We start from the raw sequence: 21856 nt of genomic DNA on the forward strand, positions 1-21856 counted from the left end.
CCTCCGGACGCCGTCCGGGGGGACCTGCGCGTTTCCCGTCCGCCGGCAGTCCCTCGATAAAGATCGCGTCACTGTCGGAGGGGGCGGGTAGGCTCGACAACAAGATGACAGAGGACCTCACACCAGCCGAAGCGTACGCAGCCGCCCGCGCCCGCAACGCGGAGCAGGCCACGGCGCTGGCCCCCTTCCGCGAGATGTACGACTTCGGTCTCGACCCGTTCCAGATCGAGGCGTGCCAGGCTCTCGAAGCGGGCAAGGGCGTGCTCGTCGCCGCACCCACGGGCTCCGGCAAGACCATCGTCGGCGAGTTCGCCGTCCACCTCGCCCTCCGGCAGGGCCGCAAGTGCTTCTACACCACGCCGATCAAGGCACTCTCCAACCAGAAGTACGCCGACCTCGTGAAGCGGTACGGCCACGAGAAGGTCGGCCTGCTCACCGGCGACAACAGCGTCAACGGTGACGCCCCGATCGTCGTCATGACCACCGAGGTCCTCCGCAACATGCTGTACGCGGGGTCGCAGGCGCTGTCCGGCCTCGGCTACGTCGTCATGGACGAGGTCCACTACCTCTCGGACCGCTTCCGCGGCGCCGTCTGGGAGGAAGTGATCATCCACCTCCCCGAATCGGTGACGCTGGTGTCGCTCTCCGCGACCGTGTCGAACGCCGAGGAGTTCGGCGACTGGCTCGACACCGTCCGCGGCGACACCGAGGTGATCGTCTCCGAGAGCCGGCCCGTGCCACTGTGGCAGCACGTCCTGGCCGGCCGCCGGATGTACGACCTCTTCGAGGAGGAGACCGACCACGGCGGCCGCGGCGCCTCCCGCCGCGAGGTCAACCCCGACCTGCTGCGCCTGGCCCGCACCGAGAACTCGCGCACGTACAACCCGCGCGACCGCCGCCGCGGCAAGATGATCCGCGAGGCCGACCGCGAGCGCGAGCGCCGCCAGCGCTCCCGCATCTGGACCCCCGGCCGGCCCGAGGTCATCGAGCGACTCGACGCCGAGGGCCTGCTGCCCGCGATCACCTTCATCTTCAGCCGGGCCGGGTGCGAGTCCGCCGTCCAGCAGTGCCTCTACGCGGGCCTCCGGCTCAACGACGACGAGGGCCGCGCCCGCGTCCGCGAGATCGTCGAGGAGCGCACCGCCGTGATTCCGACCGAGGACCTGCACGTCCTCGGCTACTACGAGTGGCTGGAAGCCCTGGAGCGGGGCATCGCCGCCCACCACGCCGGCATGCTCCCCACCTTCAAGGAGGTCGTCGAGGAACTCTTCGTCCGCGGCCTCGTCAAGGCCGTCTTCGCCACCGAGACCCTGGCCCTCGGCATCAACATGCCGGCCCGCTCCGTGGTCCTGGAGAAGCTCGTCAAGTGGAACGGCGAACAGCACGCCGACATCACGCCGGGCGAGTACACCCAGCTCACCGGCCGGGCCGGGCGCCGCGGCATCGACGTCGAGGGACACGCCGTCGTGCTGTGGCAGCGCGGCATGGACCCCGGCCACCTGGCCGGACTCGCCGGCACGCGCACCTATCCGCTGCGCTCCAGCTTCAAGCCCTCGTACAACATGGCGGTCAACCTCGTCGACCAGTTCGGCCGGCACCGCTCGCGCGAACTGCTGGAGACCTCCTTCGCCCAGTTCCAGGCCGACCGCTCGGTCGTCGGGATCTCCCGCCAGGTCCAGCGGAACGAGGAAGGCCTCCAGGGCTACCGGGAGGGCATGACCTGCCACCTCGGCGACTTCGAGGAGTACGCGCGGCTCCGCCGCGAACTCAAGGACCGCGAGACCGAACTGGCCCGGCAGGGCGCCGCACAGCGCCGCGCCCAGGCCGCGGCGTCCCTGGAGCGGCTCAAGCCGGGCGACGTCATCCACGTGCCGACGGGCAAGTTCGCCGGCCTCGCGCTCGTCCTCGACCCGGGCGTCCCCGCGGGCCGTACCAACGGGCACCGCGGCTTCGAGCACCACGACGGGCCGCGGCCGCTGGTCCTGACCGCGGAGCGGCAGGTCAAGCGCCTCGCCTCCATCGACTTCCCGGTGCCGGTGGAACCGCTGGAGCGGATGCGGATCCCGCGTTCCTTCAACCCGCGGTCCCCGCAGTCCCGCCGCGACCTCGCCTCCGCGCTGCGCAGCAAGGCCGGCCACATCAACCCGGAGCGGCACCGCAAGCAGCGCTCGGCCGCCGCCGACGACCGCGAGATCGCACGGCTGCGCACCGAGATCCGGGCCCACCCCTGCCACGGCTGCGACGAACGCGAGGACCACGCCCGCTGGGCCGAGCGCTACCACCGGCTGCAGCGCGACACCAAGCAGCTGGAACGGCGGATCGAGGGCCGCACCAACACGATCGCCCGCACCTTCGACCGGATCGTCGCGCTCCTGACGGAGCTCGACTACCTGCGCGGCGACGAGGTCACCGGCAACGGCAAGCGGCTCGCCCGGCTCTACGGCGAGCTCGACCTCCTCGCCAGCGAATGCCTGCGCGACGGCGTGTGGGAGGGACTCGACCCGGCCGAGCTGGCCGCGTGCGTCTCCGCGCTCGTCTACGAGGCCCGGCAGTCCGACGACGCCGTCGCGCCCAAGCTGCCGACCGGCAGGGCCAAGGCCGCGCTCGGCGAGATGGTGCGGATCTGGGGCCGGCTCGACGCGCTGGAGGAGGAGTTCAAGCTCCACCAGGCGGAGGGCGTCGGTCAGCGCGAGCCCGACCTCGGCTTCGCCTGGGCCGCCTACCAGTGGGCCTCAGACAAGGGGCTCGACGAGGTGCTGCGCGAGGCGGAGATGCCCGCGGGCGACTTCGTCCGATGGTGCAAGCAGGTCATCGACGTGCTCGGGCAGATCGCGGCGGCCGCGCCGAAGGAGAACAGCACGGTCGCCAAGAACGCCCGGAAGGCCGTGGATTCGCTGCTCAGGGGCGTGGTCGCCTACAGCTCGGTGGGCTGAGCCGACGACTTCCGGTTCGGTGTGCTGACCGTGAGCTGACAAGGGTTATCCACAGGGGTGGCGGAGTGTCGGTTCCTTCCGCTTCCATGAACTCGTACAGCAGAACGAGATCGTGAAAGCAATTCCGCAGGGGGGAACCGCACTTGACCACGCACGCCGGTCCGTCCGCCGCCGCCGTCACCGGCGTGACCGCGGACGGACGCAAGACAGCCCCGGGCCCCCGGGGCGTTCCGTTCCTCGGGAACCTGCCGGAGTTCGGCAAGGACCCGCTCGCCTTCTTCGAACAGCTCCGTGGACGCGGCGACTTCGTCCGCTGGCGCTTCGGCCGCACCAACTCGCTGTTCATCGCCCACCCCGAGACCATTGGTGAGCTCCTCACCGAGGTCGAGCGGACCTTCGACCAGGCAGAACTGGGCATCGCCTTCCGCACGCTGCTCGGAGACGGCGTCGTCGTCTCCAGAGGCGCCGACTGGCGGCGCAAGCGCTCCCTCGTCCAGCCCTCGGTGCGGCCCCGTCAGGTCAAGTCCTACGCCGCGACGATGGCCGAGTGCGCCGTGGACCTCGCCGAGCGGTGGAACGACGGGCAGCGCGTCGACATCAAGAAGGAGATGGCCGCCCTCACCCAACTCATCGCCGTCCGCACCATCTTCGGCGTCGACACCGCCGCCGACGCCGAGGCGATCGGCCGCGCCATGGACGTCGCCCAGAAGGAGATCGGCGCCGAGTTCAGCGGCATCGGCGCGATGCTGCCCGACTGGGTGCCCACGCCCGGACGAGCCCGGGTCAAGCGTGCGACGGCTGTCATCGACGCCGAGGTCTCCCGGATCGTCGCCCGCCACCGCGACGGCGACAGCGACCGCCCGGACCTCCTCAGCCGGCTGCTCGCAGCGAAGGACGAGACCGGCGCACACCTCTCCGACAAGGAGATCCGCGACGAGACCGTCACGCTCTACATCGGCGGGCACGAGACCACCAGTTCCACCCTCGTCTGGGCCTGGTATCTCCTCTCCCGCAACCCGCGCGTGGCCGAGGCGCTGGGCGCGGAGCTCGACCGGGTGCTCGGCGACCGCGACCCCGGCTTCGACGACTACACCGAACTCGCCTACACCCAGGCCGTGGTGAAGGAGACCCTGCGGCTCTACCCGACGGTCTGGCTGATCACCGCGATAGCGAAGGAGGGCGCCGTGCTCGGCGGTGCCCCGGTCCCGGCCGGCACCCGGATCTGGAGCAGCCAGTGGGCCACCCACCGCGACGGCCGCTGGTTCCGGGACCCGCTGGAGTTCCGCCCCGAGCGCTGGCTGACGCCGGGAGAGGGCGAGGAGGCGGAGGAGATACCCGAGTACGCCTGGTATCCCTTCGGTGGCGGCCCCCGCGTCTGCCTCGGCACCCGTTTCGCCATGGTGGAGGCGGTCCTGATCCTGGCCGTCCTGGCCCGCCGCTTCCGACTGGACGTCACCGCCGAGGAGATCCTCCCCATGCCGGGGCTCACCCTCCAGCCGGACCGCGAGGTCCTCGCGACGGTCAGGGACCGCCCGGGCCGCTCCCGCGGCTGAGGAAACGGGGCCTGTCCGGCGCGATCAGGGACCGGACAGGCCCAGGACGGCCTCACTGTCCTGACGGGCCAGGGCCCGTGCCAGGGCGTCCAGGTCCTCGGCGCGCAGGACCCGGTCGCCGAAGCCCGGGAGGGGCACGTGCAGGGCGGCGGCCCAGCGGGCCGGGACGGCGTCCGGTCCGTACACGGCGCCGGCCAGCATGCCCGTGACGGCGGCGACGGTGTCCGTGTCGCCGCCGAGGTCGACGGCGGCGGTGAGGGCCTGTTCGAACGAGGCGGTGGTGCGCAGGGCCCACACGGCGGAGCCGAGGCAGGGCCAGACGGCGCCGTTGAACTCGGTGGCGTTCTCGGGCCGCCAGCCGGGGGCGAGGACGGTGGCCCAGCGGTCCCGGTGGGCTTCCGCGACGTTCCCGAGCACGTCGGGCAGGGCTGCCAGCGGGTCCTCGCCGAGGAGGGCGACGCGGACCAGTTCGTGCAGCACTGCCGTGCCCTCCCAGGCGGCGGCGTCCCCGTGGGTCAGCGCGGCGATCCGCCGGGCCGCTTCCATGGTGGCGGCGCGGCCGGCGGAGGCGAAGCGGACGGCCGGTGTCGCGGCCCGCATCAGCGAACCGTTGCCCGCGGCGCGGCCGTTGAGCTGGAAGTGCAGGGCCGCGGCCCGGTCCCAGGGGTCGCCGCCGAGGAGAACGGCCTCCGTCTGCAGGCCGATGTCCTTGGGCGCGGCGGCGGCCCAGCGGCGGAAGCGGTCGAACATGTCCGGCAGATCGAGTCCGCCGCGTTCGAGGAGCGACTCCCCGACGAGCACGGCCATCTGCGTGTCGTCCGTGGCCTCCCCGGGGTCCCAGCCGCCGCCCCCGCACATCTCGCCCGTACCGTCGGGGAAGCGCTCGCGGAACACGCCGGGAAGCCCGAACTCGAAGGGCGCACCGAGCGCGTCCCCGACGGCGGATCCCAGTACGGCGCCGACGGCCCGGTCCTCGTGTCGCATGTGACGAGGCTACCGGCGGGCGGAGGAGGCGGGGCGGGGGGTGCGGGAATACCGGAGTGCGCGGATCGGGAGGAACAGGAGGAGGGCGAAGGGGGAGAGGAGGATCGTGAGGACGAGAAGCGGGCCCATGAGGAAGGGCGAGAGGCCGAGGCGGCGGCCCTCCCGGTAGATCCACTGACCGAGGAGCAGGTCCCAGGCGATGATCTGGGCCCAGACCGCGCCGGCGCCGTCGGCGAGCGTGGTCAGGTCGCGGAAGGCGTCGATGTCCGGGCTGCTGACGGCCGTCCAGAGTTCCGGGAGGACCGGGGCCGCCAGGACCAGGTAGACCGTGAGGACCGGGAGGACGGTCAGGGGCGAGGCGGCGACGCGGTCCGTGATGCTCCGGCCCGGCGCGAGGGTCATCAGCAGCCAGACGGGCGCGGCGAGGAGGAAGGTGAGTTCGAAGAGGAAGTCGGTCATGCCGCGAGCTCCTGACGGCCGGCGGGGTCGGGGGTGCGGGGGGCGCGGAGCGACAGGGCGGTGGCCGCCGCGGTGAGGACGGCGAGGGCGCCGGCCGCGGCGAGCGTGAGGGCGTCGGGGGAGAGCAGCGGCTGACCGCGCAGGGCCTGCCAGGTGACCAGGACGAAGAGGCCGGCGTACGCGCCCGCGGTGGTGAGCGTCAGCCGGAGGCGGACCCGGTCGTCGGCGAGCCGGGCGAAGCGCGGCGCGAGGGCGGCGAGCAGCAGCAGGAGCAGGGGGACCAGCTGGAGCGCGTGCATCCCGAAGAAGTGGGCGATGCGCAGGTCGCCACCGGTGGTGGACCAGCCGATGAGCGGAATGCCGGGGCCGCCGTCGGGGACGCCCACGCTGTGCGCGCCGTTGGTCGCCGGGCTCTCCTGCGCGAGTTGTTCCGGGGTCGGCCGGACCATGAGGAAGCCGATCGCGGCGCCGGCCAGGGCGATGAGCGAGGAGAGGCGTACGGCCCAGGCGGTGGCGCGGTCCAGGATGCGGGCCCGCAGGAGGAGGACGGCGATCACGAGCGCGGCCGCCCAGAGGACGACGACCGTCATGCCCATGAGCTGGAAGACGGCGGCGTCGAAGGCCGTCCCGACGTTGAAGTGGCTCTGCCTGCCGCGCACCACCTGCCCGGTGATGAGGACCATCTCGATGGCGCTCGCCGCCGCGAGCACGGTCCCGGCCCACCAGCCGACCCGCCGGGCGCGGGCCCCGGGCAACAGGGACAGCATCCAGGCGAGCGTGAGCGCGTACGCCACGAAGGAGACGGAGAACTTGAACGGCTTGGCCCAGATGGGCGCGCCGACCAGCGTCCGGTCGTCCAGCAGGAGCCCGCCGGCCGAGACCAGGGCGAGCAGGACCATCGAGCCGGTGAACCAGACCAAGGGCCGGTGGAGGGTGCGGAGTTGAGGTGCCGCTGAGGCTGAGGCTGAGGCTGAGGACATGAGGAACCCCCGTGGGAACAGAATGGATAGTGGCGCTTACCGCTATCTGATAGTTCCACTATCTATGATGGAGGGAGGGGTCGGCAAGGCCCTGGCGCGACCGGAAAGGTGAACACGCGGTGCGTATCGGAGAGTTGAGTCGGAGGACCGGGGTGTCCGTGGCGACGATCAAGTACTACGTACGGGAGGGGCTGCTGCCCGCCGGACAGCTCACGAGCCCGAACCAGGCCTCCTACGACGAGTCGCACGTCCGCCGGCTCCGCCTGATCCGCGCCATGATCGACGTCGGCGGACTGTCCGTCGCCGCCGTCCGCGAGGTCGTCGCCGCGGTCGACGACCCGGACCGGCCGTTGCACGAGATGCTGGGTGCCGCCGCCGACTACGTGGTGCCGCGCTACGAGGGCGTCGGTGACGAGCCGGGCGACGCCCTCGTCGCCGCCCGCGTCACCGTCGCGGAGCTGATCGACCGCCGGGGCTGGCACTCCCATCCCGGCTCTCCGGCCGCGGAGGCCCTCGCGGTCGCCGTCGCCGCCCTGGAGAACGTCGGGCACGGAGACTTCCCCGAGGCGGTCCTCGAGGCGTACGCGGACGCGGCGGAACGCGTGGCCCGGGTGGACGTCGACTACGTGGCCAAGAACGTCGCCCGCGAAGAACTCGTCGCGAGTGTGGTCGTCGGCACGGTCATCGGCGACGCGGTCTTCGCCGCCCTGCGCCGCCTCGCCCACATCGAGGCCTCGAAGCAGGTCTTCGGCCTCGACCGCTAAGCCGACTCCTCCGGATCACGCGGGGCTCCCGACGCCCGGTGGAAACGGCCTCGAGTCCGTCCGCCGGCCGGCGGCCCCGCCCCCAGCCGGGGTCGGGCGGGGCCACGTGCGCGGCTGCGGACCAGGACTTCATGCCGGAGGGACGGGGGAGGCGGCCTGCGGTGTGGCTGTTGCGGGGCTGCGCATCCGCGGGGGCTTCGGGCGGGGGCGCGGAGGTCCGTGGGTGCGGCGGCGTGGCTCTGGTCGGGTGAAATCCGGGTGGAGACGCGGCGCGGCGCGGGTGCCGCCGCAACCGCAGAAACGATCGGGCTCTGGTACGACGGGCGCGTTCCGCCACGACCGAAAGGAACTCGCCCATGCCTCCCACGCACCCCGACGCGCCGGCGTCAGGGACGCTCCGCCCGCCGCGCCCACGCCGTCGACGCGGTCACGCGGCGCTGCTCACCGGTGTCCTGATGGCCGCCGTCCTCCCCCTGGCCGCCGGGGCCCCGCAGGCCCGGGCCGCCGTCGGCATCGACGAGTACCCCTTGACCAACCCCAGCACCCCGGTCGGCATCACCAGCGGTCCGGACGGCAACCTCTGGTTCACGGAGGCGGTCGCCGACAAGATCGGCCGGATCAGCCCGGCCGGCACGCTGATCGCCGAGTACCCACTGCCCCAGTTCAGCGGTCCGCAGGACATCACCACCGGGCCGGACGGCAACGTCTGGTTCACCATGCTGCACGTCGACTCCAAGATCGGAAAGATCGACACGAACGGCACGGTCACCGAGTACCAGCTGTCCGAACCGCAACGCGAACCCGCCGGCATCACCGCCGGGCCGGACGGCGCCATGTGGTTCACCGAGCAGAACGGCAATCGGATCGGCCGCATCACCACCGCGGGAGCGATCACCGAGTTCCCGCTGCCCGCCGGCTCCGGTCAGCCGTCCGCCATCACCACCGGGCCGGACGGAAACCTCTGGTTCACCGAGAACGGCGCCGACCGCATCGGCCGTATGACCACGACCGGCGCCGTCACCGAGTTCCCGGTGCCCGGCGGTGGCGGTCCGACCGACATCACCACCGGACCCGACGGAAACCTCTGGTTCACCGTGTTCGGCGGCAACCGCATCGGCCGGATCACGCCCTCCGGAGTGATCACCCAGTTCGACCTGCCGACGGACGGCTTCGCGCCCCAGCCCCAGGACATCACCGCCGGGCCGGACGACAGCCTGTGGTTCACCGAGCGCAACAGCGGACGGATCGGGCGGATCAGCACCTCGGGCGTCGTCGCCGAGTTCCCCCTGCCCTCCTCGGAACGCGGCCCCTGGGGCATCGCCAAGGGGCCGGACGACGACATCTGGTTCGCCGAGACCGCCGGTTTCATCGGGCACCTCCAGCTGACCGACGCCGACCTCGCCGTCACGAAGTCCGACGCGGGCTCCGATCCCGTCGTGGAGGGCCAGAACGTCACGTACACGCTCACCGCCACGAACAACGGCCCGCAGACGGCCGAAGGCGTCGTCCTCCAGGACACCCTCCCGGCGGGGATGGAGTTCGTCTCCGCGTCCCCCGGATGCACCACGGCAGGCACCGCGCCGGACGTCGTCAGCTGCGGCGTCGGCACCCTCACCGCGGGAGCGAGCGCCGCGCGGACGATCACCGTCACGGCCACGGTCGAGGACGTCGCCGTCGACACCGCGAGCGTGGCCGGCGCGGTCTCCGACCCGACACCGGGCAACGACACCGTGACGGAGACGACCACCGTCGACGCGGTCGCCTGCTTCGGCGAACAGCCCACGATCACCGGCACCCAGGGCGACGACCAGATCAGCGGCACACCCGGGCGGGACGTCATCCTCGCCCATGGCGGCAACGACACCATCACCGCCCTCAGGGGTGACGACCTCGTCTGCGGCGGCCCCGGGGCCGACTCGATCACGGCCGGTCCCGGCAGCGACCGCATCGACGGCGGCACGGGCGACGACACCCTCCACGGCTCGCCCGGGGCCGACATCGTGACCGGCGGCCCCGGTGACGACGCCCTCTTCGGCGACGCCGGCAACGACACCCTCGACGGCGGCGCGGGCACGAACACCAACAGCGGCGGTCCCGGTACCGACGTCTGCACCAACCCGAGCACGGGCCCGGGCTGCCCCTGACCCGAGCCAAGCCCGAGAAACCCCACCGGCCAGGGGAGGCGGACGACGGCGGGGCGGGCAAGGCAGCCGACCCACCACGGATAGCTGAGGACGGCGGGGAGGGGGCCGGGGCCGGAGGACGGGCGTGTCCGGACGTGGCGGCCTCCTCCACGCGCGCAGCGCAGGGGAGGTGGCAGTCCGGACACCCCCACCCGGAGGCACCGGGCGCGCGTCACCACCCACGGGGTTCACCGCCCCCGGCCCCGGGGGGAAGGCTCCGAACCCGTCACCACCCACGGGGTTCACCGCCCCCGGCCCCGGGGGGAAGGCCCCGAACCCGTCACCACCCACGGGGTTCACCGCCCCCCCGCCCCGGGGGGAAAGCCCCGAACCCGCCACCACCCCCCGGGATCCGTGCGCGTCAGCGCTCCTGCTCGCGCTCCACCTGCTCGTTCCACTCGCGCTTGATCGCCCGCCAGGCCTCGTCCGTCTTGCCCAGGCGCCAGTACCCCGAGATGGACAGGCGCTCGCGCGGCACCTCGCGCTCGAGGCGGAGGTGGCGGCGGAGTTCCTTCACGAAGCCGGCCTCGCCGTGGACGAAGGCGTGCACGTCGCCCGACGGGAAGTCCAGGCCCCGCACCGCCTCCAGGAGCGCCTCGCCCACCGGGCGGCCGTCGCGGTGCAGCCAGGTGACCTCCACCCCGGCCGCCGTGGCGAACTTCTGCTCCTCCGCCGCGTCGTCGACCTCCAGGAAGGCGTGCACCGTCGCGCCCTCCGGCAGCCGCTCCAGGGCGACCGCGATCGCCGGGAGCGCGCTCTCGTCGCCGACGAGGAGGTGCCAGCCGGCGTCGGTGTCCGGGGCGTAGCCGCCGCCGGGGCCGAGGAAACGGATGGTGTCGCCCTCCTGGGCGCGCGCGGCCCACGGCCCGGCCAGGCCCTCGTCGCCGTGCACCACGAAGTCGACGGTCAGCTCACGGTGCACCGGGTCCCAGGCGCGCACCGTGTAGGTGCGGGTCGTCGGCCACTGCTCGCGCGGGAACTCCGCCCGGATCCGCTCCATGTCGAACGGCTCCGGGTAGCTCACGCCCTCCGGCGCGAAGAGCAGCTTCACGTAGTGGTCGGTGTGCCCGCCGATCTCGAACGCGTCCAGGCCGGCCCCGCCGAGCACGAGGCGCACCATGTGCGGGGTGATCCGCTCGGTGCGCACCACCTGGGCCTCGTGTGCCTTCGGTGCCTTGCGGGCGGGCTGTTCTGCCACGGCGGTCTCCCCGTTGCCGATGATTACTTAGGATTACCTAAGTTAGCACCCTGGGGTGGGGAACCCGGCCCGGCCGGCCGCACGCCCACCGACTTCAAGCCGCCGGCGCCGCCGCGCCAGGCCCCCGCTCACCGCGCCAGCACCGGCAGCAGCCGCCCCACCGCCCCACCCAGGCCCCAGCGCTCCACCAGGCCCGCCAGCGCCTCCGGGTCGCGGGGCTCCGGCGGCAGGGTCGCCGAGAACTCGGGCAGCGGCGCGTCCCGCGCCACCCGGACCACCGTGGGCGCCACGTCCAGGTACTCCGCCGCCTCGACGATCCCGCGCCGCTTCGCCGGGGTCAGCCGCGACGTACGGTCGAGCGCCGCCGCCCGTACGCCCGCCAGGTCCCCGTACTCCGTGATCAGCTGCGCCGCCGTCTTCTCGCCGATGCCCTTCACCCCGGGCAGCCCGTCGCTGGTGTCGCCGCGCAGCGCCGCCATGTCCGCGTACTGCTGCGCCCGCACCCCGTACTTCGCGAGGATGAACTTCTCGTCCACCAGATCGCAGTCGCCCACGCCCTTGCGCGGGTACAGCACCCGCACCCCGCGGGCGTCGTCCACGAGCTGGAACAGGTCGCGGTCGCCGGTGACGATGTCCACCGGGCCGGCCGCCCGCTCCGTCAGCGTGCCGATCACGTCGTCCGCCTCGAAGCCCGCCGCCCCGACCCGCGCGATGCCCAGCGCTTCGAGCACCTCGACGATCACCGGCACCTGCGGAGACAGCGTGTCCGGGACCTCCTCCACGTCCGGGCCCGCCGGGGTCTCCTCGGCCACCCGGTGCGCCTTGTACGAGGGGATCAGGTCCACCCGCCACTGCGGGCGCCAGTCGTCGTCCCAGCAGGCCACCAGGTCGTTCGGGCGGTGGTCCTGGACGAGCCGGGTGATGAAGTCGAGCAGCCCGCGCACGGCGTTGACCGGCGTCCCGTCCGGCGCCCGGACCGAGTCCGGCACGCCGAAGTACGCGCGGAAGTAGAGGCTGGCGGTGTCGAGGAGCATCAGGCGTCGCGTCACACCCCGATCATGCCGCACCGCACCGACAACACCACCCCGTGCGCGTGACACGCGTCACCTTCCCGTTTGCCCCCGGAAAGCCGGGGCAGGCGGGGCACCGGAGCGGACCCGGTACGGGATCCGACGGTCCGGACGCTGGTCCGGGCCCGGACGGATTCCCGTACGCGACGGGCGCGGGCAGATCCCGCCCCGCTCCACGGCCCGGCTGCTGCGGGGGTGGCGGGCCGTTTTTCGTTGCTACCCGTGAGGTGTATGTGTCCAGGCTCCAGGCCGACCATCTGTACAAGGTGTTCGGCAGACGACCCGACGAAGCGGTCCGCGAACTCGCCGAATCCGGCGCCGACCGGGACGCCCTGCGTGCCGACGGCACCACGGCGGCCGTGATCGACGCGTCCTTCACCGTCGAACCGGGCCAGATCTTCGTCGTCATGGGTCTGTCGGGATCCGGCAAGTCCACCCTGCTGCGGATGCTCAACGGCCTGCTCACCCCCACCGCCGGCCGGGTCCTCTTCGACGGCCGTGACCTCACCGCGCTCTCCGACCGCGAGCTGCGCGAGGTCCGGTCCCGGAAGATCAGCATGGTCTTCCAGCACTTCGCCCTCTTCCCGCACCGCAGCGTCCTCGAGAACGCCGCGTACGGCCTGGAGGTCCAGGGCGTCCCGCGCGCCGAGCGCGAGAAGCGCGCCGCGGAGGCGCTCGAACTGTGCGGGCTCGCCGGCTGGGAGAAGTCCTGGCCCGACGAGCTCTCCGGCGGCATGCAGCAGCGCGTCGGCCTCGCCCGCGCGCTCGCCACCGACGCCGACCTGCTGCTCATGGACGAGTCGTTCAGCGCGCTCGACCCGCTGATCCGCCGTGACATGCAGGACCAGCTGCTCGTCCTCCAGCAGAAGCTGAAGAAGACCATCGTCTTCATCACCCACGACCTCAACGAGGCCATGCGCCTCGGTGACCGCGTCGCCGTCATGCGCGACGGCCGGATCGTCCAGCTCGGCACCGCCGAGGACATCCTGGTCCGCCCCGCCGACGACTACGTCGCCTCCTTCATCCAGGACGTCGACCGCACCCGCGTGCTCACCGCCGCCGCCGTCATGACCGACGGCACCGTCGAGCCCGGCGACTGCCCGCCCGGCTGCGGCTGCCGGTCCGTCCTGCCGGAGACGCCGCTGGCCGAGCTGTGCACCGTCGCCGCGCGTTCCCTGCATCCCGTGGCCGTCGAGAACGCCGACGGCGAGGTCCTCGGCGTCGTCGCCCAGGACCGCCTCCTCGGCGTCATGGGCGGCCTCGACGCCGACCTCCGCCCCACCACGCCCACCGGAGCCGCGGCTTCCACCGCAGTTCCCGGAACCCACGCGGCGCCCGCGCCGACCGGAGACCCCGCGGCCCAGGAAGCCGCCGAGGCCCCCGCCGCGCCCCGCGTGCCCAGGCCCGCCGCGTCCGTCGAAGCGTCCGCCGGCGACGGCGAGGAGGTGACCGCCCGTGCCTAGGCTTCCGCTCGGCCAGTGGGTCGACAACACCGTCGACTGGCTCCAGGCCCAGTTCTCCTGGCTGTTCGACGCCGTCACCAGCCTCGTCACCGGCCTCTACGACGGCATCGACGCCGTCCTGTCCGCGCCCCAGCCGCTGCTCTTCGCCGGCATCCTCGCGGTCGTCGCCTGGTGGCTGCGCGGCCTCAGCGCCGGCGTGCTCGCCTTCGCGGGCTTCGCCGTCGTCGACTCCATCGAGCTGTGGGACGACGCCATGTCGACCCTCTCCCTGGTGCTCGTCGCCACCCTCGTCACCCTGGTGATCGCCGTGCCCCTCGGCATCTGGGCGGCCCGCTCCAGGACCGTCAGCGCCGTGCTGCGCCCGGTACTCGACTTCATGCAGACCATGCCGGCGATGGTCTACCTCATCCCCGGCATCATCTTCTTCGGCGTGGGCGTCGTGCCCGGCATCATCGCCACCATCGTCTTCGCCCTGCCGCCCGGCGTGCGCATGACCGAACTCGGCATCCGCCAGGTCGACGGCGAGCTCGTCGAGGCCGCCGAGGCGTTCGGCACCACCCCGCGCAACACCCTGCTGCGCGTCCAGCTGCCGCTCGCGCTGCCCACGATCATGGCCGGCGTCAACCAGGTGATCATGCTCGGCCTGTCCATGGTCGTCATCGCCGGCATGGTCGGCGGCGGCGGACTCGGCGGCGCCGTCTACCGCGCCATCGGCAACGTCGACATCGGGCTCGGCTTCGAGGCCGGCATCTCCATCGTCATCCTCGCCATGTACCTGGACCGGATGACCGGCGCCCTCGGCAGCCAGGTCTCCCCGCTGGGCCGCCGCGCCGCCGCCAAGGCCCACGCCGCGCGGGTCGCCCGCACCGGCGCGAAGATCTGGGGTCACCGGCCGCAGCCCGTCACCGCCCTCGTCGGCGTCGTGATCCTCGCGCTCGTCGCCGGCGGCATGGGCTTCCTCGGCGGCGGGTCCGCCACGACCGCCTCGGGGAAGAACACCGGCCACGGCAAGAAGATCAGCCTCGGCTACATCCCCTGGGACGAGGGCATCGCCTCCACCTTCCTCTGGAAGGAGCTCCTGGAGCGCCGCGGCTACGAGGTCGACGCCAGGCAGCTGGAGGCCGGAGCCCTCTACACCGGTCTCGCCGGCGGGCAGATCGACTTCCAGACCGACTCCTGGCTGCCCGTCACCCACGCCCAGTACTGGGAGAAGTACCGGAACAAGCTGGAGGACCTCGGCTCCTGGTACGGCCCCACCTCCCTCGAACTCACCGTCCCCTCGTACATGAAGGACGTGAACAGCCTCGCCGACCTCAAGGGCAAGGCCGGGCAGTTCAAGGGCCGGATCGTCGGCATCGAGCCGAGCGCCGGAATGATGGGCATCCTCAAGGACAAGGTCCTCGAGGACTACGGCCTGGAAGGCGAGTACGAGGTCGTCGACGGCTCCACGCCCGGCATGCTGGCCGAACTCAAGCGTGCGTACGACAAGAAGGAGCCGATCGTCGTCACCCTCTGGTCGCCGCACTGGGCCTACTCCGGTTACGACCTGAAGAAGCTCCAGGACCCCAAGGGCAGCTGGGGTAAGGGCGACGGCGTCCACACCCTCGCCCGCAAGGGCTTCGCCGCCGACAACCCCGAGGTCGGCGCCTGGCTGAAGGGCTTCAAGCTCAGCGAGAAGGAGCTCACCGGCCTCGAGGCCGTCATCCAGGAGACCGGCAAGGGCAAGGAGCAGCAGGCCGTCCGCACCTGGCTGGACCGGAACCCGGGGCTCGCGGAGCGGCTCGCCCCGCAGTAGAGCCCGGCTGGATCCGGCTGGATCCGGACTTGCGATAGTTCCGAATTCGCTCCGAAAAGGGGTGGTCGCCGAACACGTTCGGCGACCACCCCTTTTCGCCACGACGCGAAACCCGGGCCCAAAGCTGCGTAAGGTTCAGGTAACCGACCAGTACGAGACCCGAGCGCCGTGAGTGAAACGGGCGACGCCAGCGACATGAGGGAGGGGGCCGACATGGACGACAAGGAGTCACTGCGCGTGGGCGCGGCCGTCAAGAGGCGCCGACGGGCACTCCAGCTCACGCTGGCCGTCGTCGCGCAGCGCAGCGGTCTTTCCGTGCCCTTCCTGAGCCAGGTCGAGAACGAGCGCGCCCGCCCCAGCGACCGCTCCCTCCAGCTGGTCGCCGAGGCCCTGGAGACCACGGCCGCCGAACTCCTCGCCGCCGCCGAGGCGGCGCGCACCGTCGACGTCGTCCGCTCCGACGAGGAGCTGTGGGACATGCCGCCCGGCGTACGGCCGCTGGTCCGCGGCAGACACCAGCTCCAGGCCCTGGAGTTCACCGGCGAGCAGGACGCCGGACGGGAATTCCTGCACCGCAACGACGAGTTGCTGTACGTCGCCGACGGCGCCGTCGAGGTCGAGGCCGAGGGGCGCGCGTACCGGCTGGGCAGCGGCGACACCCTGTACCTGTCCGGCGGGGTGCGCCACCGGTGGCGGGCCACCGCGCCCGCGACCCGGCTGCTGTTCGTCTCCGTCGCCGACCACATCGAGGCCGAGGAAGGATGACGGCGGCCCCCCAGCCTCCTCCGGCGGCCTCCTCGCCTCGGGCGGGAGCCGGGCCTTCGGCGGCAGCCGGGCTTCCGGCGGCACCCCGGCCCGCGACGGCGGAACCCCGGTCCGCGACGGCGGAGCCCCGGTCCGCGACGGCGGAGCCCCGGTCCGCGGTGGCGGAGCCCCGGGCTCCGGTGACGCGCCGCCCGCGGGTCGTCTCGCTCGTGCCCTCGCTGACGGAGGCGGTCGCCGTGTCCGCGCCGGGCGCCCTGGTCGGCGCCACCGACTGGTGCACCCATCCCGCCGGGCTCGACGGCACGGTCACGCGGATCGGCGGCACCAAGAACCCCGACACCGGCGCCATCGCCCGGCTGCGGCCCGATCTGGTGATCGCCAACGAGGAGGAGAACCGGCGCCCCGACCTCGACGCCCTGCGCGCCGCCGGGCTCGACGTCCTCGTCACCGAGGTCCGTACCCTCGACCAGGCCTTCGCCGAACTCGACCGCGTGCTCACGGCCTGCGGCGTCGCCGGACGGCCGGAATGGCTGGACGCCGCCGAGGCCGCCTGGGCCGACGCGGCCGAGACCGTCGCCCGGGGCGACGAGCCGGTCCGTACCGCCGTCGTCCCGATCTGGCGCCGCCCCTGGATGGTGCTCGGACGCGACACCTTCGCCGGGGACCTGCTCGCCCGCCTCGGCGTGCGGAACCTCTACGCCGGGCACCCCGAGCGCTACCCGCGCGTACCGGTCGAGGAGCTGAACGCCGCGGCGCCCGACGTCGTCGTCCTGCCCGACGAGCCCTACCGCTTCACGCGGGACGACGGCCCCGAGGCGTTCCCCGGGGCCGTCGCCGCGCTCGTCGACGGACGACACCTCACCTGGTACGGGCCGTCGCTGGCCGAGGCTCCGCGGTCACTCGCCCGGGCCCTGCGAGCAGCGAGCCGCTGACCAGGCCGCGCAGGGTGTGGCCGGCGGCGAGCAGCCAGGCGGCGACGAGCAGGACGTAGAGGCCGGCCGCGAGCCAGCGGAAGGCGGCGAGACCGGTGTGCTGCGCCAGGCCCTCCGCCCCCGTCACGCAGGTGCCGACCGGGAAGGTGAAGGCCCAGAAGGTCATCGCGAAGCCCATGCCCCGGCGGCGGGCCCGTACGACCAGCGCACCGGCCAGGGCCAGCCACAGCAGGGCGAAGCCCATGACGGGGACGCCGTAGAGCACGGCGAAGGCGCCGAAGCCGTGGGCGTACGGCTCGGGCAGCACGCCCGGCGCGGCGTCGGCGAACTTGTTCGCGGCGGTCGTCGACTGGCCCAGCGGGCCCAGGACCAGGAACAGGGTGGGGGTGAGGGCGAGCGGCAGCGGGCCGTGGGTGACGAGACGGCCGAAGACCAGCGGCAGCATCACCAGGGTCGCGAGCAGGCTGACGCCGAACATCGCGTAACAGGCCACCAGGAAGGTCTGCTGGACCTGGCCGGAGGGCAGGTGGGGCAGGAGCAGCGGGCCGACCGCGGCCGCCACCATGGGGGCGACGACCGGCAGCAGCCACACGGGGGAGGCGCCCTCGATCCGGTGCCGGGTCACCATCAGGTACGGCACCGCCACGGCGGCCACCAGGCCGACGGCCGTGCCCGCCGTGAACAGGACGGCGGCCACGGCCACCGCGGCGGCCAGGCCGATCCAGTCCTTGCCGACGATCATCGTTCCGCCGCCGACCGCGAGCAGAGCCATGGCGAGGCAGCCGTAGAACGGTGCCGTCGCCGGGTCCAGCAGATGGGCGCGGGCCTGGTCGCGGTGGTGGGTCCAGTGCAGCGCGCGGGCGGTCAGCAGCGTCAGGAGCAGCGCGAGGGACAGCGCCCAGACGGCGGCGCAGGCGGTGCGCAGGCCCGGCACGTCCGCCGGGAGGGTGGCTCCCGCGTTGGCGACGATGGCGGTGCCCATCACCGCGGCGTACCAGTTGGGGCCGAGGTGACGGACCGGGGCCCACCGCACGCCGGGGGTGGTGGCGAGGGAAGCCGGGCGGGCCGGATCGGCCGGATGGGCCGGATCGGTCGGGCGGGAAGGTACGAGCGTTGCCATGCCTCGACCTTCTCGCGGGCGTAGGGCCCCCACCAGGGGTGATGGCACTATGAGGACATAAGCTGGCCTTATGAGCAGTGAGCCGAGCGACGTCGTCAGCCTTCTGTCCCACCGGGTCCCCGACCTCGGCGCGCTCGAACTGCTGCTCGCCGTCGCCCGGCACGGCAGCCTCGGGCGGGCCGCCCGTGAGGTCGGCATCACCCAGCCGGCGGCGAGCAGCCGGATCCGGTCGATGGAGCGGCAGCTCGGCGTGGCCCTGGTCGACCGCTCGCCCCGCGGATCCCGGCTCACCGACGCCGGTGCGCTCGTCACGGACTGGGCGCGGCGCATCGTCGAGGCGGCCGAGGCCTTCGACGCGGGCGTGCAGGCGCTGCGCGGACGGCGCGACTCCCGGTTGCGGGTCGCCGCCTCGATGACGATCGCCGAGTACCTGCTGCCGGGCTGGCTGATCGCGCTGCGGGCCGAGCGGCCCGACACCGCCGTGTCGCTCCTCGCCGGGAACTCCACCGTCGTCGCGGAACGGCTCCTCGGCGGCGAGGCCGACCTCGGGTTCGTGGAGGGTCTCGCCGTGCCCGAAGGGCTGGACGGGGCGGTCATCGCCCACGACCGGCTCGCCGTCGTCGCCTCGCCCGCGCACCCCTGGGCGCGGCGCGGGCGGGCGCTCGATCCGGCCGAGCTCGCGGCGACGCCGCTGGTGCTGCGCGAGCGGGGGTCGGGGACGCGGCAGGTCCTCGACGCGGCGCTCGCCGGGTACGGGGGACTGGCGCAGCCGCTGCTCGAACTCGCGTCGACGACGGCGGTGAAGGCGGCGGCGGTGAGCGGGGCCGGGCCGGCCGTGCTCAGCGAGCTGGCGGTGGCGGAGGAACTGGCCTCGCGGCGGCTCGTCGCCGTGCCGGTGGCGGGGGTGCTGCTGCGGCGGGACCTGCGCGCGGTGTGGCCGACGGGGCATCGGCCCACGGGGCCGGCCCGGGATCTGCTGTCGTTGACGCGGAGCGGGGGGTGACGGGGGAGCTCCGACAGGACCGTCAGCTCCGTTCGACGGCCCCGGACCAGGTGGCCGCCTCGTGTTCGCTGGGTGAGGTGTGGGGTCGGGCGGCGGTGGCGGGCGCCCGCCGTGACGGTGAGCGGCGGGAACCCGCTCCTCGCCGTACCGTCGCGTCGCCGCCGGCGTGGGTGGCGGTCGGCACTCCGGCGCAGGCCGGTTCGCCGGCGACGACCGGCCTCGTCATGCCCGCGGGCGTGGTCCTCGCCCGGCTGCCGTACGCCCCGCCGGCGCGCGGGCGGATCAGGGCCTGACGGCCGCCGCCACGAGGGCCCGCGTCACCCGCAGGTCCTCGCCCATCTCCGGATGCCACTGGACGCCCAGCGCCCAGGCCGGAGAGGGAAGTTCGATCGCCTCGACCGTGCCGTCCACGGCGTATGCCGAGGCGATCAGGTCCTTGCCGAGGACCTCCACGCACTGGTGGTGGTACGTGGGAACCTCGGTGCGCTCCGGGACCAGCGCGGCGTAGCGGGTGCCGGGCACCGGCGACACGGGGTGGCGGCCCATCACGCCGACCGCCTCCGCGTGCCCGTCCAGGTGCTGCACGAGGGTGCCGCCCAGGGCCACGTTCAGCAGCTGCATGCCCCGGCAGATGCCCAGCAGCGGCACCTCCGCCTCCAGTGCCGCCCCGATCAGCGCGAGCTCCCAGGCGTCCCGCTCCCGGGCGGGCGGGCCGGTCCGCGGGTCGGGCTCCGCCCCGTACCGCACCGGCTCGACGTCGGCGCCGCCCGCGACCACCAGTCCGTCCAGGCGCGCCACCGTTTCCGCCGCCGCGGACGGGTCGTCCGGCGGCAGCATGGCCGCGATCCCGCCGCTCCGCCGGATCAGCCGCGGGTACGCGGCCGGCAGCAGCGCCGCCGGCAGGTCCCACACGCCCCAGCGGGCCTGGTCCAGATAGGTCGTCACACCGATGAGCGGCTTGGGCACGGGTTCCTCCGGGGTCGGGACAGGGGACCGGTCAGCGTTCGAGTTCCGCCTCGGCCGCGGCGAGCGCCGCGAACTCCTCTTCCGGCGCGCTCGCCACCAGGTGGTGGCGACTGTAGAACGCGAAGTAGGCCAGTGCGATCACATAGACGCCGAGCGCGATGAAGGCCGCGTCCTTGTCCACCAGGAAGGTCGCCACGAGGGCGGAAAGGGCGAGGACGAAGGCGGTCGAGGAGGTCACCACACCGCCCGGCGTGCGGTACGGCCGGGCGAGCCCCGGCTCGCGGCGTCGCAGCACGATGTGGGAGAGCGCCATCAGGGCGTACGAGATGGTGGCGCCGAACACCGCGATGTTCAGCATCCGGGCCCCGTTCCCGGTCCCCGCGGCCAGCGCGAATCCGATGGCGCCCGGGATCAGCAGCCCGAGGTAGGGCGACTTGCGGCGGTTGGTGAGCGACAGGAAGCGGGGCAGGTAGCCGGCCCGGGACAGCGCGAACAGCTGGCGGGAGCCCGCGTAGATGAGGGAGAAGAAGGAGGCGATCAGGCCCGCGAGGCCCGCGTAGTTCACGAAACGGCTCAGCGCGGTCGGCTCCCCGTCCCCCTGCAGCGCCACCACCAGCGGGTTTCCCGCCTCCTGGACGGCGGCCGAGCCGCGGGCGCCGGTGGCCGCGAAGAAGGTCACCACGGCGAGGACCACCAGGACGCCCATGGACAGGGCGAGCGCCCGGGGCATGGAGCGCACCGGGTCCTTGGCCTCCTCGGCGGCCAGCGGCACGCCCTCGACGCCCAGGAAGAACCACATGCCGAACGGGAACGCCGCCCAGATGCCCAGGAGGCCGAACGGCAGCCAGGAGTTGGCGCCGGTGGCGGTCGGGTCGACCGGGATGTCGTTCAGGCCGTCGACGTGGAAGTCGCTCAGCGCGCCGAGCGCGAAGACGAGCAGCGCGGCCACCGCGACGGCGGTGACGATCAGGCTGAAGCGCAGTGCCTCGCCCACGCCCCACAGGTGGATGCCGATGAAGAGCGCGAAGCAGACCAGGTAGACCGGCCAGCCCGACTCCAGGCCGAACAGGCCCAGGGACTCGACGTAGTCGCCGATGAAGATGGAGATGGCGGCCGGCGCGAGCACGTACTCGATGAGGATCGCGGTGCCGGTGAGGAAGCCGCCCCAGGTGCCGAGCGCGCGCCGGGCGAAGCCGTAGCCGCCGCCGGCGGTGGGCAGGATGGCGGACAGCTCGGCGAGCGAGAAGACCAGACAGGCGTACATCGCGCCCATGAGGACCGTCGCGACCGCGAGACCGCCGAAGCCGCCCTTGGACAGGCCGATGTTCCAGCCGGAGAAGTCGCCGGAGACGACGTACGCGACGCCGAGCCCGGTCAGCAGCAGCCAGCCCGCGCTGCCACGGCGCAGGGTGCGCCGTTCGAGGTAGTCGTCGGGGGCGGTGGTCTTTCCTGAAGTGCCTGTCGTGCCTGAGGTGTCTTCCAGCGTCATGGCAGCGCTCAGCTCCCCGCTACGGGCCCAATGGATTGGTGCCATACCTTTGCGGCCGCCGGGTGGGGAGCGCAAGTCCCGTGCGTTACTTTCGGGTTACGCGCCGGGCGCGGGCGCGGACCGAGCGCCGCCCTCGGGCACGGCGCGCCCGCGGGGCCGCGTCCGGAGCACGGCCGCCTCGGCGCGCGCGGTGCACGGC

At 73.2% G+C, this 21856-nt stretch carries 18 protein-coding genes; 10 read left to right on the top strand and 8 right to left on the bottom strand.

What is annotated here, in order from left to right:
* Window positions 1-104 precede the first annotated feature (104 nt).
* Together ESG85_RS10505 and ESG85_RS10510 are read left to right on the top strand one after the other, a co-directional pair.
* A complete protein-coding gene (locus ESG85_RS10505; RefSeq protein ID WP_128977836.1) occupies window positions 105-2933 on the top strand; it encodes a DEAD/DEAH box helicase in 2829 nt (942 codons plus the stop codon).
* 185 nt (window positions 2934-3118) lie between these two features.
* Entirely contained in the window at window positions 3119-4486 is a 1368-nt protein-coding gene (locus tag ESG85_RS10510) for a cytochrome P450 (protein ID WP_128977870.1), read from the top strand.
* Window positions 4487-4510: 24 nt separating this feature from the next.
* Here ESG85_RS10510 and ESG85_RS10515 read toward each other — a convergent pair whose 3' ends face one another.
* Genes ESG85_RS10515 through ESG85_RS10525 form a run of 3 tightly spaced genes read right to left on the bottom strand, consistent with a single transcriptional unit; the run spans window position 4511 to window position 6828 of the window.
* Window positions 4511-5470, bottom strand: coding sequence for an ADP-ribosylglycohydrolase family protein (locus ESG85_RS10515; RefSeq protein WP_128977838.1), 960 nt, complete (start codon window positions 5468-5470; stop codon window positions 4511-4513).
* A gap of 9 nt (window positions 5471-5479) precedes the next feature.
* Window positions 5480-5929, bottom strand: a complete 450-nt coding sequence (locus tag ESG85_RS10520; protein WP_128977840.1) for an ABA4-like family protein — start codon at window positions 5927-5929, stop codon at window positions 5480-5482.
* A complete protein-coding gene (locus ESG85_RS10525; protein WP_128977872.1) occupies window positions 5926-6828 on the bottom strand; it encodes a hypothetical protein in 903 nt (300 codons plus the stop codon). The genes ESG85_RS10520 and ESG85_RS10525 overlap by 4 nt, the downstream gene beginning before the upstream one ends.
* Before the next feature lie 239 nt (window positions 6829-7067).
* Between ESG85_RS10525 and ESG85_RS10530 the strand changes: the two genes are divergently transcribed.
* Both ESG85_RS10530 and ESG85_RS10535 read left to right on the top strand, forming a co-directional pair.
* Window positions 7068-7673, top strand: coding sequence for a MerR family transcriptional regulator (locus ESG85_RS10530; RefSeq protein ID WP_374050353.1), 606 nt, complete (start codon window positions 7068-7070; stop codon window positions 7671-7673).
* Window positions 7674-8029: 356 nt separating this feature from the next.
* On the top strand, window positions 8030-9817 hold the full coding sequence (locus ESG85_RS10535) for a virginiamycin B lyase family protein (protein ID WP_128977844.1): 1788 nt from the start codon (window positions 8030-8032) through the stop codon (window positions 9815-9817).
* 400 nt (window positions 9818-10217) lie between these two features.
* Here the strand turns inward: ESG85_RS10535 and ESG85_RS10540 are convergent, their stop codons facing one another.
* Together ESG85_RS10540 and ESG85_RS10545 are read right to left on the bottom strand one after the other, a co-directional pair.
* Window positions 10218-11054 (bottom strand): siderophore-interacting protein, encoded by an 837-nt coding sequence (locus ESG85_RS10540; RefSeq protein WP_128977846.1) that lies wholly within the window; start codon window positions 11052-11054, stop codon window positions 10218-10220.
* Window positions 11055-11182: 128 nt separating this feature from the next.
* Window positions 11183-12088, bottom strand: coding sequence for a 5'-3' exonuclease (locus tag ESG85_RS10545; RefSeq protein WP_128977874.1), 906 nt, complete (start codon window positions 12086-12088; stop codon window positions 11183-11185).
* Between the two features lie 269 nt (window positions 12089-12357).
* On the opposite strand from ESG85_RS10545, the gene ESG85_RS10550 reads away from it, so the two are divergent.
* From ESG85_RS10550 to ESG85_RS10565, 4 genes are all read left to right on the top strand, one after another.
* Window positions 12358-13587 carry a quaternary amine ABC transporter ATP-binding protein gene (locus tag ESG85_RS10550; RefSeq protein WP_128977848.1) on the top strand — a complete coding sequence of 410 codons (1230 nt, stop codon included), beginning with the start codon at window positions 12358-12360 and terminating at the stop codon, window positions 13585-13587.
* Window positions 13580-15382 carry an ABC transporter permease/substrate binding protein gene (locus ESG85_RS10555; protein WP_128977850.1) on the top strand — a complete coding sequence of 601 codons (1803 nt, stop codon included), beginning with the start codon at window positions 13580-13582 and terminating at the stop codon, window positions 15380-15382. The genes ESG85_RS10550 and ESG85_RS10555 overlap by 8 nt, the downstream gene beginning before the upstream one ends.
* A gap of 213 nt (window positions 15383-15595) precedes the next feature.
* Window positions 15596-16147: a helix-turn-helix domain-containing protein gene (locus tag ESG85_RS10560; RefSeq protein ID WP_128977852.1), complete on the top strand. Its 552-nt coding sequence runs from the start codon at window positions 15596-15598 to the stop codon at window positions 16145-16147.
* A gap of 179 nt (window positions 16148-16326) precedes the next feature.
* Complete coding sequence (locus ESG85_RS10565) at window positions 16327-17079, top strand: helical backbone metal receptor (RefSeq protein ID WP_128977854.1); 753 nt, start codon at window positions 16327-16329, stop codon at window positions 17077-17079.
* Here the strand turns inward: ESG85_RS10565 and ESG85_RS10570 are convergent.
* On the bottom strand, window positions 17006-18199 hold the full coding sequence (locus ESG85_RS10570; protein ID WP_128977856.1) for a TDT family transporter: 1194 nt from the start codon (window positions 18197-18199) through the stop codon (window positions 17006-17008). The genes ESG85_RS10565 and ESG85_RS10570 overlap by 74 nt on opposite strands.
* A 70-nt stretch (window positions 18200-18269) precedes the next feature.
* Here ESG85_RS10570 and ESG85_RS10575 point away from each other — a divergent pair, with 70 nt between their 5' ends.
* A complete protein-coding gene (locus ESG85_RS10575; RefSeq protein ID WP_128977858.1) occupies window positions 18270-19202 on the top strand; it encodes a LysR family transcriptional regulator in 933 nt (310 codons plus the stop codon).
* Window positions 19199-19495: a hypothetical protein gene (locus tag ESG85_RS10580; protein WP_128977860.1), complete on the top strand. Its 297-nt coding sequence runs from the start codon at window positions 19199-19201 to the stop codon at window positions 19493-19495. The genes ESG85_RS10575 and ESG85_RS10580 overlap by 4 nt, the downstream gene beginning before the upstream one ends.
* On the opposite strand, the gene ESG85_RS10585 is transcribed toward ESG85_RS10580, so the two are convergent.
* Together ESG85_RS10585 and eat are read right to left on the bottom strand one after the other, a co-directional pair.
* Window positions 19485-20168: a gamma-glutamyl-gamma-aminobutyrate hydrolase family protein gene (locus tag ESG85_RS10585; protein WP_128977862.1), complete on the bottom strand. Its 684-nt coding sequence runs from the start codon at window positions 20166-20168 to the stop codon at window positions 19485-19487. The two genes, ESG85_RS10580 and ESG85_RS10585, sit on opposite strands and share 11 nt — an antisense overlap.
* 31 nt (window positions 20169-20199) lie before the next feature.
* The gene (gene eat, locus ESG85_RS10590) at window positions 20200-21657 is read right to left on the bottom strand and encodes an ethanolamine permease (RefSeq protein ID WP_128977864.1); all 1458 of its coding nucleotides are present in this window, start codon (window positions 21655-21657) and stop codon (window positions 20200-20202) included.
* Window positions 21658-21856 lie beyond the last annotated feature (199 nt).

The organism is Streptomyces roseicoloratus, assembly GCF_004117935.1.
Taxonomy (GTDB): Bacteria; Actinomycetota; Actinomycetes; order Streptomycetales; family Streptomycetaceae; genus Streptomyces; species Streptomyces roseicoloratus.

Coding starts and splice junctions, on each gene's coding strand:
- ESG85_RS10505 (WP_128977836.1), top strand. CDS start 105: ATGACAGAGGACCTCACACCAGCCGAAGCGTACGCAGCCGCCCGCGCC.
- ESG85_RS10515 (WP_128977838.1), bottom strand. CDS start 5,470: ATGCGACACGAGGACCGGGCCGTCGGCGCCGTACTGGGATCCGCCGTC.
- ESG85_RS10520 (WP_128977840.1), bottom strand. CDS start 5,929: ATGACCGACTTCCTCTTCGAACTCACCTTCCTCCTCGCCGCGCCCGTC.
- ESG85_RS10525 (WP_128977872.1), bottom strand. CDS start 6,828: ATGGTCCTGCTCGCCCTGGTCTCGGCCGGCGGGCTCCTGCTGGACGAC.
- ESG85_RS10535 (WP_128977844.1), top strand. CDS start 8,030: ATGCCTCCCACGCACCCCGACGCGCCGGCGTCAGGGACGCTCCGCCCG.
- ESG85_RS10545 (WP_128977874.1), bottom strand. CDS start 12,088: ATGCTCCTCGACACCGCCAGCCTCTACTTCCGCGCGTACTTCGGCGTG.
- ESG85_RS10560 (WP_128977852.1), top strand. CDS start 15,596: ATGGACGACAAGGAGTCACTGCGCGTGGGCGCGGCCGTCAAGAGGCGC.
- ESG85_RS10570 (WP_128977856.1), bottom strand. CDS start 18,199: ATGGCAACGCTCGTACCTTCCCGCCCGACCGATCCGGCCCATCCGGCC.
- ESG85_RS10575 (WP_128977858.1), top strand. CDS start 18,270: ATGAGCAGTGAGCCGAGCGACGTCGTCAGCCTTCTGTCCCACCGGGTC.
- eat (WP_128977864.1), bottom strand. CDS start 21,657: ATGACGCTGGAAGACACCTCAGGCACGACAGGCACTTCAGGAAAGACC.